The sequence below is a fragment of the Sedimentitalea sediminis genome (genome assembly GCF_042687825.1).
Taxonomy (GTDB): Bacteria; Pseudomonadota; Alphaproteobacteria; order Rhodobacterales; family Rhodobacteraceae; genus Sedimentitalea.
This window is the reverse complement of record NZ_JBHUQE010000038.1, coordinates 1-12,674: the sequence shown is the minus strand read 5'-3', so window position 1 is coordinate 12,674 and position 12,674 is coordinate 1. Positions and strand designations below refer to the sequence as shown.

General features: G+C 64.1%; 8 protein-coding genes and 1 pseudogene. 8 read left to right on the top strand and 1 reads right to left on the bottom strand.

Annotated features, from left to right (window positions below):
* Positions 1–804 precede the first annotated feature (804 nt).
* The 8 genes from ACFMPD_RS16970 (at position 805) to ACFMPD_RS16935 (ending at position 12,450) form a co-directional block, all read left to right on the top strand.
* A complete protein-coding gene (locus ACFMPD_RS16970) occupies positions 805–1,389 on the top strand; it encodes an ANTAR domain-containing response regulator (RefSeq protein WP_380997047.1) in 585 nt (194 codons plus the stop codon).
* Positions 1,386–2,561 carry an ABC transporter substrate-binding protein gene (locus ACFMPD_RS16965; protein WP_380997045.1) on the top strand — a complete coding sequence of 392 codons (1,176 nt, stop codon included), beginning with the start codon at positions 1,386–1,388 and terminating at the stop codon, positions 2,559–2,561. Before ACFMPD_RS16970 ends, ACFMPD_RS16965 begins: the two co-directional genes overlap by 4 nt.
* 268 nt (positions 2,562–2,829) lie before the next feature.
* Complete coding sequence (locus tag ACFMPD_RS16960) at positions 2,830–4,197, top strand: CmpA/NrtA family ABC transporter substrate-binding protein (RefSeq protein ID WP_380997042.1); 1,368 nt, start codon at positions 2,830–2,832, stop codon at positions 4,195–4,197.
* Positions 4,198–4,283: 86 nt separating this feature from the next.
* The gene (locus tag ACFMPD_RS16955; protein WP_380997040.1) at positions 4,284–5,366 is read left to right on the top strand and encodes an ABC transporter permease; all 1,083 of its coding nucleotides are present in this window, start codon (positions 4,284–4,286) and stop codon (positions 5,364–5,366) included.
* Between the two features lie 4 nt (positions 5,367–5,370).
* Positions 5,371–7,056, top strand: coding sequence for an ABC transporter ATP-binding protein (locus tag ACFMPD_RS16950; protein ID WP_380997037.1), 1,686 nt, complete (start codon positions 5,371–5,373; stop codon positions 7,054–7,056).
* A gap of 5 nt (positions 7,057–7,061) precedes the next feature.
* The gene (gene nirB / locus ACFMPD_RS16945; RefSeq protein ID WP_380997034.1) at positions 7,062–9,494 is read left to right on the top strand and encodes a nitrite reductase large subunit NirB; all 2,433 of its coding nucleotides are present in this window, start codon (positions 7,062–7,064) and stop codon (positions 9,492–9,494) included.
* Complete coding sequence (nirD, locus tag ACFMPD_RS16940) at positions 9,491–9,820, top strand: nitrite reductase small subunit NirD (protein WP_380997032.1); 330 nt, start codon at positions 9,491–9,493, stop codon at positions 9,818–9,820. The genes nirB and nirD overlap by 4 nt, the downstream gene beginning before the upstream one ends.
* Positions 9,820–12,450: a molybdopterin-dependent oxidoreductase gene (locus ACFMPD_RS16935; protein ID WP_380997050.1), complete on the top strand. Its 2,631-nt coding sequence runs from the start codon at positions 9,820–9,822 to the stop codon at positions 12,448–12,450. The genes nirD and ACFMPD_RS16935 overlap by 1 nt, the downstream gene beginning before the upstream one ends.
* Positions 12,451–12,530: 80 nt before the next feature.
* On the opposite strand, the pseudogene ACFMPD_RS16930 reads toward ACFMPD_RS16935, so the two are convergent.
* A pseudogene (locus tag ACFMPD_RS16930) lies at positions 12,531–12,674 on the bottom strand (IS3 family transposase); the annotation flags it as partial.

Here is a 12,674-nt window from a genome sequence, read left to right as displayed (position 1 = left end):
GTACTTGAAAACGGCCGCCTTCACCCCCCACGCCAATGCGTCTGTCGCAGTCATGGAACCAGCCGACAACGCTCTTTCCCCACAGGCGGCACCCGGCACCCGCAGCTTCTTGCCTGAGAGGTTTTTCGACGCGGACCACTGTCAGCCCCGGCCCATACCGTGCACAATGGCCCGCGTCGAAAAACCTTCATCCAGGCGGACCTTTAAGGCGGCGCAGCATCTCGTGATACCTTGCCTTGGTGACGTCGGCTCAGCCAGGAGATCGTCGTCTTGGACAAAAACAAGTCGCGATGTGTTCCCGTATGAAAGGGCTGAGTGGATGTAGAGAAGAGCTGTGGGCACCTTGTTGACCACTGAACCCTTGGGCGCCGCGCCGCGCCGGCGGCTGCGGGAAATGACAGAGGAGGTTTGGGCGCAGCCGTCCAGAACCCGATCAGTCAGCTTGTCAGCGTACGTTTCTGGTTCGCATTCGACGATGGCGCCCCAACGGCACGGCCGGCGCTCCCTCGACGCCGGGCGAAATCATGGGACGGTATGAAATCAATGACATGTTGTTCTTCAGCCCTGCACAGCCCGGAAACGGCTGGATTCTGGGGCCGGAGTGTCGAGAACGACATCGAGTGCAACGGTTGGGCGGCTTCAAACCGGGTGCAGGGCTGGCCTGCCAGAACTGTGACGCCACAATGCTGCAACTGCAAAGAAAGCGGTCAACGGCGTTGAAAAAATTTGCAAAAGCCGGGCAAGCGAGGCCGGGTTGCCTGTTGGTGCTTGCCTTACGTCGCGCGGGCGCGGATCAGGACAGGCATGAATTCTGGACTGACCATCGTCGTTGTCGAAGAAGACCGCGACCGCGCCATCGCCATTGTCGATGCACTCAAGGACAGCGCGCCATGCGAAGTCCATGTGATCGGCGCGGTATCGGGGCTGGCCCGCAAGATCGCGGCGTACGCCCCGGATGTGGTCCTGATCGACATCGACAGCCCGACCCGCGACATGCTCGAGGAGCTGACACTGGCGTCAGGACCGTTGGAGCGTCCCGTGGCCATGTTCGTCACCGGCGATTCCGGCGGGCTGGCATCGGCGGCCATCGAGGCCGGCGTCTCGGCCTATGTGGTTGATGGTCTGGCCCCGGAACGGTTGAAGCCGGTCATCGACACCGCGATCGCACGGTTCCAGATGTTGCGCCGCATGCGCACCGAACTGGCCGAAACGCGCCGGGCTCTGCAAGAGCGCAAGGTGATCGACCGCGCCAAGGGATTGTTGATGAAGGCCCGCGACATCGACGAGGACGCCGCCTATGCGTTGTTGCGCCGGGCGGCGATGGACCAGGGTCGCCGCGTGGCGGATGTGGCCGGGGCGCTGGTCACCGCGTCGGGTTTGTTGCGGTGAAAACGCGGACCCTGCCCGTGGCGTATATGCCGTTGGTGGATGCAGCCCCCCTGATCGTGGCGCAGGAAATGGGCTTTGCCCAGCAGGAAGGCCTTGCGCTGGATCTGATTGCAGCGCCCTCGTGGTCGTCGATACGCGACATGCTGGCCTTTGGCCGGGTCGATGCGGCGCAGCTGTTGTCACCGATGCCCGTGGCCATGGCGCTGGGTCTTGGCGGAGTCAGAACGCCGGTCTCGGCGGTTTCGGTTCTGTCGGTCAACGGCGATGTAATCGGTGTCGGCCGCCGGCTGGAGCGGCGTCTTCGCGAGACCGGCTTTGAATTCGACTTTCGCGATGTTCATGCCGCGGCGCGGGCGCTGGCCCGGTGTGCCGGGGACCGACTGGTGTTTGGCGTGCCGTTTCCGTTTTCGATGCAACTGCACCTGTTGCGCTACTGGTTTGATGGGACCGCGCTGTCCGCTCTGCCAATCGAAATCCGCACCGTGCCGCCACCGCTGATGGCAAAAGCGCTGGCCGCAGAAGAGATCGACGCTTTCTGCGTCGGCGAGCCCTGGGGGTCTGTCGCAGTGGAAAACGGGGTGGGTGCGCTGTTGTTGCCGGGTTCGGCGATCTGGGCCTTTGCGCCGGAAAAGGTGCTGGCCGCACGGACGCAATGGGCCGAGACCCGGCCGGATCTGCTGGGCGGACTGTTGCGGGCGGTCTGGAAGGCCGGGCGCTGGCTGTCGCGGCCTCATACTCGTGTGGCGGCGGCCGCGATCATGTCGCGCGCCGGCTATCTGGATGTTCCGGCAGACCTGATCGACCGCGCGCTGGACGGGCGGCTGATCATTTCCGGCCGGGGCGAGCTGCGCAGCGTCGAAAATTTCGTGACTTTTCACGAGGGCGCCGCGGGATTTCCCTGGCGCAGCCAGGCCAAGTGGATCGCCCACCGCATGAGCCTGACCAACGATCTGCCGTCGCGCCGGGCCCAGGACGTCGCCGGCGCGGTATTTCGCAGCGATCTCTATCGCCAGCACATGCAGGGCACCGAGGCCGATTTACCCGGTGCTTCGGAGAAACTGGAAGGTTCGATTCGTCGCGAAACGCCGGTGGCGTCGCAAAAAGGCCTGCTGAGCCTGCAGCCAGATGCATTCTTTGACGGCCGCATTTTTGATCCCTATTGCAGCAAATGACTAAAAATCGGGCGCTCTGATCCGATTTCATCGAGAACGACCGCCAAATTTCTGCATGTGCAAAGATCTTCTGGCGGTTTTCGCTGCGTTACAGCATGGTTTGGATATCGACCTGCAACGGGGTGGGCCGATCCGATTTCCCCCAATGACTGGGACATCCAGAGCAACGCCGCTCACACTCTGCCGATCCTCGGTAGGGCGTGCATGCGGCTATATGCGTTTTCCCGGAGCTTTCCTGAAAATTCCGGGCCCGAAGAAAGGACACGAGATGCAACGATTCCTGATGAAATGCGCCGTCGTGACGGCGCTGGCCGGTCCGGCGGCGGCCGAGATACTGGACCTGGAAAAGGACGAGCTGACCCTCGGTTTCATCAAGCTGACCGATATGGCGCCGCTGGCGGTTGCCTACGAGCAGGGCTATTTCCTGGACGAGGGCCTGTTCGTCACGCTCGAAGCGCAGGCCAATTGGAAAGTGCTGCTGGACGGGGTGATCGACGGTCAACTGGACGGCGCACATATGCTGGCGGGTCAGCCGCTGGCCGCCACCATCGGCTATGGCACCCAGGCCCATATTGTCACGCCGTTTTCGATGGACCTGAACGGTAACGGCATCACCGTATCCAACGCGGTCTGGCAACAGATGCTGCCGCATGTCCCCAAGATGCCGGATGGGCGCCCGCAGCACCCGATTTCCGCCGCCGCGCTAAAGCCGGTTGTACAGGCGCTGCAGGACGAGGGCCAGCCGTTCAACATGGGCATGGTTTTTCCGGTTTCGACGCATAATTACGAACTGCGCTATTGGCTGGCCGCGGGCGGGCTGCATCCGGGTTATTATGGCCCGGCGGACGTGACCGGCCAGATCGGCGCGGATGTCTTTCTGTCGGTCACCCCGCCGCCGCAGATGCCGGCAACGCTCGAGGCCGGCACGATCCACGGCTATTGCGTCGGCGAGCCGTGGAACCAGCAGGCTGTGATCAAGGGCATCGGCGTTCCGGTCATCACCGACTATGAACTGTGGCGGAACAACCCCGAAAAAGTTCTGGGGATCACCGCTGAATTTGCCGAGCAGAACCCCAATACCACGCTGGCGCTGGTCAAGGCCCTGATCCGCGCGGCGATCTGGCTGGATGCGAATGACAACGCCAACCGTCACGAGGCGGTCGAGATCCTGAGCCGCTCGGAATATGTCGGCGCTGATGAACGGGTGATTGCGAATTCCATGACCGGGACGTTCGAATATGAACCCGGCGATGCGCGGCCGGTGCCTGATTTCAACGTGTTCTTCCGCTATCACGCCACCTATCCGTTCTATTCGGACGCGGTCTGGTACCTGTCCCAGATGCGCCGCTGGGGCCAGATCGCCGAGGCAAAGCCCGACAGTTGGTATGACCAGGTTGCCCGCTCGGTCTATAAACCCGACATCTATCTGGCGGCAGCGCGCATGCTGGTCGACGAGGGGCTGGCCAACGAGGCGGATTTCCCCTGGGACAGCGACGGCTACAAGGCACCGACCCCGGCCGCGGATATCATCGACGCCATCCCCTATGACGGCCGCCGGCCCAACGCCTATCTCGACAGCCTGCCGATCGGCCTGAAGGGCGACCAGACGGTCACCGGTGCCGGCATCGACGGCTGACACGGCCCCTTTGCGGTGGGCTGCATCCCGGCCCGCCGGCCTCATCTCTCTCCTGCGTTTCGCACTGATCGCCAAAAGGAAATACCATGACGACCGCCGAACCGAATTTTTCTGAAACCGCTGACAGACAGGCCCGGCGCGCCCGGCTGTTCACCCGAATCAACACCGCTGACAAATGGTTCCAGCCGCTGGGCCTGGGCTGGCTGACACCTGTTCTCAGGGCGGCGGCCGGCGACAACCCGGCCGCGCAGCTCAAAGAGGTCTGGCGGTTGCTGGCGGTGCCGCTCCTGGCAGTCTGCGCCTTTCTGCTGCTGTGGTCGACCTTGGCGCCCCGGATTCAGACCTCGCTGGGGGCGGTGCCCGGACCGGCACAGGTCTGGCATGAACTGGGCAATCTGCACGCCGATGCCCAGGCCAAGGCCGCCAAACAGGCCAAGTTCGAGACCATGGTCGAAAAGCGCAATCAAAAGCTGATCGCCGCAGGCAAGCCGGATCAGGTCAAAAGCATCGCCTATACCGGGGCGCCGTCTTTTTACCAACAGATCGGCACCTCGATCACAACCGTGTTCTTCGGCTTTCTGATCGCCTCGGCGGTGGCGGTGCCGCTGGGCATCATGGCGGGTCTGTCGCCGACGGCCAATGCCGCGCTGAACCCGCTGATCCAGATTTTCAAACCGGTCTCGCCGCTGGCCTGGCTGCCCATTGTGACCATTGTGGTCTCGGCGGTTTATGCCACCAATGATGGTTTTTTTGCCAAGAGTTTTCTGATTTCGGCGATCACCGTGACGCTGTGTTCGCTATGGCCAACGCTGATCAACACGGCGCTGGGCGTGGCCTCGATCGACCGCGATCTGGTCAACGTGTCCAAGGTGCTGAAGATGAACACCTGGACCAAGATCACCAAGCTGGTCCTGCCCTCGGCCCTGCCGCTGATCTTTACCGGGCTGCGCCTGTCGCTGGGCGTCGGCTGGATGGTGCTGATCGCCGCCGAGATGCTGGCCCAGAACCCGGGCCTGGGCAAATTCGTCTGGGACGAGTTCCAGAACGGCTCGTCCTCCAGCCTGGCCCGGATCATGGTCGCGGTGTTCACCATCGGCATCATCGGCTTTCTGCTGGATCGCGTGATGTACGCGCTGCAGTCGCTGTTCACCTTCTCCAACAATCGGTGATCCCATGGCTATCCTGAAATTTGAAAACGTATCCAAGGGCTTTGGCCAGGGCACCCAGGCGACATCCGTTTTAAAGAACATCGACCTGGATGTCCGCGAGGGCGAATTCCTGGTGATCCTCGGGTTCTCGGGCACCGGCAAGACCACGCTGATCAACCTGATGGCCGGTCTTGATCATCCGACCCAAGGCAAGGTCAGTTTCGAGGGCAAGCCCGTCACCGGCCCGGGGCCGGAACGCGGCGTGATCTTTCAGAACTATTCGCTGATGCCCTGGCTGACGGTTGCCGGCAATGTCGGGCTGGCCGTAGAGACGGTCGATCCCGGCCTGTCGCGCCAGAAAAAGGCCGATCGGGTTGCCCATTATGTCGAGATGGTGGGACTGACCCATGCCGCAACCCGCCGTCCGGCCGAATTGTCGGGCGGCATGCGTCAGCGAGTCAATGTCGCGCGTGCTCTGGCGATGAACCCGCGGATGCTGCTGCTGGACGAACCCTTGTCGGCGCTGGATGCGCTGACACGGGCCAATCTGGCCGACGAGATCGAACAGATCTGGGAGAGGGACAAGAAGACCTGCGTTCTGATCACCAATGACGTGGACGAGGCGATCATTCTGGCCGACCGGATCATCGCGCTCAGGCCCGATGGCACGCTGGGCAAGCAGTTTTCGGTCACGATGCCGCGTCCGCGCGACCGCGCCGGGCTGAACGGCGATGCGGTTTTCAAGCGCCTGCGCGCCGAGATCACCGGTTACCTGATGGATGTGGGCATCGAGTCCAAGGTCCAGGGCACCCGGCAGCTGCCGGATGTGACGCCGGTCCATGGCCTTCCCAGTGCGGTCAGCGAGGCGCGCAAGGGGCTTGTCGACCAGCGTTTTCTCGAATTCTCGCAGTTGCACAAGGTCTATCCCACCCCCAAGGGGCCGCTGACCGTGGTCGAGGATTTCAACCTCAAGATCAATCGCGGCGAGTTCATCTCGCTGATCGGTCACTCCGGCTGTGGCAAATCGACGGTTCTGACCATGGCGGCGGGTCTCAACGAGATATCCAAGGGCACTGTGGTACTGGACCGCAGGCACATTCTGGGCGCCGATCCGGAACGTGCCGTGGTGTTTCAGTCGCCCAACCTGTTTCCCTGGCTCACCGCCAAGCAGAACGTGGCCATCGGCGTCGACAAGGTCTATCCGCGCGCGTCGCAGACCGAACGGCAGGACGTGGTGGAATACTATCTGGAACGGGTCGGCCTGGGCGATGCCATGGACAAATCCGCGGCGGATCTGTCCAACGGCATGCGTCAGCGCGTCGGTATCGCCCGCGCCTTTGCGTTGTCGCCCAAACTGCTGCTGTTGGACGAACCGTTCGGCATGCTGGACAGCCTGACCCGCTGGGAGCTGCAGGAAGTTCTGATGGAAGTCTGGTCGCGCACCAAGGTGACGGCGATCTGCGTCACGCATGATGTCGACGAAGCCATCCTGTTGGCCGACCGCGTGGTGATGATGACCAACGGGCCGCGGGCCACGATCGGCAAGATCACAGAGGTCGATCTGCCCCGTCCCCGAACCCGCAAGGCGCTGCTCGAACACCCCTCTTACTACGACTATCGCCAGGAAGTTCTGGATTTCCTGCAGGAATACGAGCACGGCGCGAAACCCAAACCCAAATCCGCATCGTCCAGCACGATCGCGGCGGAGTGAAAGTCATGACACAGAAACTGGTAATTATCGGTGCGGGCATGGCCTCGGGCCGGGTGATCGAAGAGCTGATCGAGACCGATCCCGACGCCTATGACATCACCCTTTTCAACGCCGAACCGCGCGGCAACTACAACCGCATCATGCTGTCGCCGGTGCTGTCGGGCGACAAGACCTATGAGGACATCGTTACGCACGACGACGCCTGGTATGCCGAGAACGGCATCACCTGCCGTTTCGGCGAACATGTGGTCAAGATCGACCGTCAACGCAAGGTGGTGACCGGGCAGAACGGCCCGGTGCCCTATGACAAGCTGCTGATCGCCACCGGGTCGGCGCCGTTTATCATTCCGGTGCAGGGCAAGGACCTGCCCGGCGTGATCACCTATCGCGATCTCGACGACACCAATGCCATGATCCGGGCCGCCCAGGCCGGCGGTCAGGCGGTGGTCATCGGGGGCGGATTGCTGGGGCTTGAGGCCGCCGCTGGTCTGGCGCAGCGCGGCATGCAGGTGACGGTGCTGCACCTGACCGGACATCTGATGGAGCGTCAGCTGGACGAGGCGGCGGGATATCTGCTGCGCAAGGATCTGGAACGGCGCGGCATCACCGTCATGACCCAGGCCGCCACGGCCGCCATTCTCGGCAAAGAACGCGCCGAGGCGGTGTTACTGGAAAGCGGCGAAACGCTGGGCGCCGATCTGGTGGTCATGGCCGTGGGGATCCGACCCGAGACCCGGCTGGCCACCGATGCCGCCCTAGAGGTGGCGCGCGGGATCGAAGTCGATGCCCAGATGCAGACCTCTGACCCGGATGTTTATGCGGTGGGCGAATGCGTGGAATTCGACGGCCAGCTTTTCGGTCTGGTGGCGCCGCTATACGATCAGGCCAAGGTGGTCGCGGCCTCTTTGCTGGGGGAACCCGCAGCCTTTGTTCCCAAGGAAATGTCCACCAAGCTCAAGGTGACCGGGTGCGATCTGTTCTCGGCCGGCGATTTCGCCGACGGGCCGGGGCGCGAGGATATCGTTTTCCGCGATCCGGCCAGGGGGGTCTACAAGCGTCTGGTGATCGAGGGCGACCGGCTGGTGGGCGCGGTGATGTATGGCGATACCGCCAATGGCAGTTGGTTCTTTGGACTGATCCGGGATGGCACCGACATCGATCCGATGCGTGACATGCTGATCTTTGGCCCCGGCTTTCAGGGGGCGGACCAGGCGGACCCTCTCTCAGCCGTTGCAGCCTTGCCGCCTGATGCGGAGATCTGTGGCTGTAACGGCGTCAGCAAGGCCACCATCGTTCAGGCCATTCACGATGGCGCGACCGATCTGGGCGCGATTCGCGGATGCACCAAGGCCAGCGCCTCGTGCGGCACCTGCACCGGACTGGTGGAACAGTTGCTGGAACAGACTTTGGGTGACGACTATGCCGCCCCGGCGGCGCAGCCGGTCTGCGGCTGCACCGATCTTACCCACGAGGACCTGCGCCGGCTGATCAAGAGCAAGGCGCTGAAATCGCAGCCGGCGGTCTGGCAGGAACTGGGCTGGAAAACGCCCAATGGCTGTCATGTCTGCCGCCCACCGGTAAATTTCTATCTGCTGGCCGACTGGCCGCTGGAATACCGGGACGATCCGCAAAGCCGGTTCGTCAATGAACGCAAACACGCCAACATCCAGAAGGATGGCAGCTTTTCGGTGGTGCCGCGCATGTGGGGCGGGCTGACCAACGCCCGCGAGTTGCGCGCCATTGCCGATGCCGCCGAGAAATACAACGTAACCACGGTCAAGGTCACCGGTGGTCAGCGCATCGACCTGTTGGGCGTCAAAGGCGCGGATCTGCCGGACATCTGGTCCGATCTCAATGCCGCCGGCCTGGTTTCGGGGCATGCCTATTCCAAGGGGCTGCGCACGGTAAAGACCTGTGTCGGGACGGATCATTGCCGCTTTGGAACCCAGGACAGTACCGGTCTGGGGGTCAAGCTGGAAAAAACCCTGTGGGGGTCCTGGACGCCGCACAAGGTCAAGCTGGCGGTGTCGGGTTGCCCACGCAACTGCGCCGAGGCCACCTGCAAGGATGTCGGCATCGTCTGTGTCGACAGCGGCTATCAGATCAGTGTCGGCGGTGCCGCCGGCATGGATGTGAAAGAGACCGAGCGGTTGCTGGATGTCGCCACCGAGGCCGAGGCCATCGCCGTCACGGTCGCATTCATCCAGCTCTATCGCGAGAACGCCAAATATCTCGACCGGCCCTATAAGTGGCTCGCCAAGGTGGGTCTGGACTGGGTGAAACAGCGGATCGAGGATCCGGTGGAACGCAATCGCCTGGTCGAGGCCTTTGAACTGTCGCAGACCATCTATCGCAAGGACCCCTGGGCCGAGCATGCCCAGCAGCAGGCAGAAAGTTACGCCCCCCTTGCCGACCTGACCCTGGAGGCCGCCGAATGAGCTGGATCGACATTGGACATATCGACGAAATCCCCGAACGGGGCGCGCGGGTGGTAAAAACGCCGCTGGGCTGCATCGCCCTGTTTCGCACCGCCAAGGCCGAGATCTTTGCTGCCGCGAACAGCTGTCCGCACAAGGGCGGGCCGCTTAGCGAAGGCATCGTGCACGGGCAAAAGGTGACCTGCCCCCTGCATAACTGGGTCTTCGATCTGAATACCGGCGAGGCGCTGGGCGAGGATGCCCGCATCGCCACCTATCCCGTGCGGCTGGACGGGGCGCGCATTCTGCTGAACGCGGCCGCAGTGCGCAAGCGGAGCGCGGCGTGATGGATGCGGATGGTCAGCCCCGAATCCGCTCGACCTGCCCCTATTGCGGTGTCGGGTGCGGCGTCCTGCTGCGCCCGAACGGGCGTGGCGGGCTGGATGTAACCGGCGATCCGGATCACCCGGCCAATCGCGGCCGGCTGTGTTCCAAGGGCACGGCGCTGGCTGAAACCCTGGGGCATGATCAGCGGCTGCTCGAACCGCGGGTTTTCGGTCGGCCTGCTGGCTGGGACCGGGCGCTGCAACTGGTGGCGGACCGGTTTTCGCGGACCATCCGCGACCATGGCCCGGACAGTGTCGGTTTTTACGTTTCCGGCCAGTTGCTGACCGAGGATTACTATGTCGCCAACAAGCTGATGAAAGGATTTATCGGCTCGGCGAATATCGATACCAACTCGCGGCTTTGCATGGCCTCGTCCGTGGCCGGGCACAAACGCGCCTTTGGCACCGATACCGTGCCCGGTACCTACGAGGATATCGACGGCGCCGATCTGGTGGTTCTGGTCGGCTCGAACCTGGCCTGGTGTCACCCGGTATTGCACCAGCGCCTGCTGGCCGCGAAAAAGGCGCGCGGCACGCGGATCGTGGTGATCGACCCGCGCCGCACCGCCAGTTGCGACGGCGCAGACCTGCATCTGGCGCTGGCACCGGGCGGCGATGTTGCGCTGTTCAACCGGCTTCTGGTCGACATCGACCGGGCCAGCGCCGCCGACGCGGCCTTTCTGCAACACACCCGGGGGTATCGCGCGGCGCTGCAGACCGCGCGGCAGGACAGCATCGCCGCAACCGGGTTGACCGAGGCGCAGATCGCAGAATTCTGCCGCCTGTGGATCGGCACCGAAAAGGTCGTCACGATCTATAGCCAGGGGGTCAACCAGTCGACCAGCGGCAGCGACAAGGTCAATGCTATCCTGAACTGTCATCTGGCCACCGGTCGCATCGGCCGGCCGGGCATGGGACCGTTCAGCGTGACCGGGCAGCCCAATGCCATGGGCGGGCGCGAGGTTGGCGGCATGGCCAACACGCTGGCCTGCCATCTGGACATCGAAAATCCCGAACACCGCGCCGCCCTGCGCGAATTCTGGGGCGCGCGCGCGCTGCCCGAGGCGCCGGGCCTGAAGGCGGTCGACATGTTCCGCGCGGCCGGGGACGGGCGGATCAAGGCACTGTGGATCGTGCACACCAACCCGGCCGTCTCGATGCCGGATGCCGACGCGGTGCGGGACGCCATTGCGGGTTGTGCGTTTACCGTGGTCAGCGACATCACCGCCAACACCGATACGGCGCAGCTGGCCGACGTGCTGCTGCCCGCCGCCGCCTGGGCCGAAAAGGACGGCACGGTCAGCAATTCCGACCGCACCATCAGCCGCCAGCGTGCCGCACGCCCGGCCCCCGGACAGGCCCGCGCCGACTGGGATATCCTGGCCGAAGTCGGGCGCCGCATGGGTTGGGCCGCGGATTTCGACTATAAGGCGCCTGTCGAGATTTTTCGCGAACATGCCGCGCTGTCCGGTCTTGCCGGCGGTTTCGGCCGCGATTTCGACATATCCGAACTGGCCGGGCTGGACGGCACGGCCTATGACCGGCTTGCGCCGACACGGTGGCCGGTCAGCGCCGGGCGCCGGGGCGGGCGGTTTTTTGGTGACGGGCAGTTCTTTCACGACGATGGCAAGGCGCGGCTGGTGCCGGTTGCCTGGCGCCCCCCGGCGGCCCGGATCACCGCCCGGTTTCCGTTTCGCCTGAATACCGGGCGGGTGCGCGACCAGTGGCACACGATGACGCGCACCGGGCTGAGCCCGCGGCTTTCTGCGCATCTGGCCGAACCATTTCTGGATCTGCATCCCGAGGATGCTGCCGGGCTGGGCATATCGGCGGCCGATCTTGTCGAGGTGGAGAGCCCGCAGGGGCAGGCGATCCTGCGCGCCCGCCTGACAGACAGCGTGCAGCGCGGCCAGGTCTTTGCGCCGATGCACTGGACCGGTCAGACCGCGCCGTCTGCCCGGATCGACGCGCTGGTCGATGCCGCTACGGATCCGCTGTCGGGACAACCCGAAAGCAAGGCTGGCGTCGTCGCGATACGGCGGATGCGCGCCACCTGGTACGGGTTCGCAGTGTCGGTCGGGCATTTGTCACCTGATTGCGCCTATTGGGCGCTGGCGACCACCCGCGCCGGTTGTCGCGCCGAACTGGCCGGGCGAACCGCCATTGCCGATTGGGAGGCCGAGGCGCGGCGGCTGTTCGGAAATGACCGGGCCGAGATCGCATCGATCATCGACACCGCGCGGGGCACCGCCCGGGTCGCGCTGACGGAAAACGGGCGGTTGGTTGCGGCGTTGTTCGTCTCGCCGCGCCCGGTCGCGGTGATGCGCGATTATCTCGCCGGGCTGCCGGGAACCACGCCCGACAATGTCCTGTCCGGCCGCCGTTCCGCCCAGGCGACGGACCCGGGACCGATCCTGTGTTCCTGTCTGGATGTCGGCGTCAACACCATCGTCACGGCGATCGAAACCCGCCGCCCGGGCAGTGTGGACGAGATCGGAGCGATGCTGGGGGCCGGAACCAATTGCGGCTCGTGCCGTCCGGAAATCGCCGCCTTGCTGCGCGCGGCACAACCGGCGCGGACAGCGGGATGAAGCGCGCCGAAACCGTGGTTGACGACAGCGTGTGCCGGGTCCTTGACCAGGCCGCTTTTTCCGTCCCGGCGGGCGAGGCCAATCCGGCACGCCCGCCGTTCCGAGAGCCCGAACAGAGACCTCAGATGCGCGACCGCCTCGCGCTTCGCGGCAGGCGTCACCACTTTTTTGAACCCAATTCCTCCATCGCCGCCAGGTCCGGCATCTGCTCGGCCAGCAGCTTC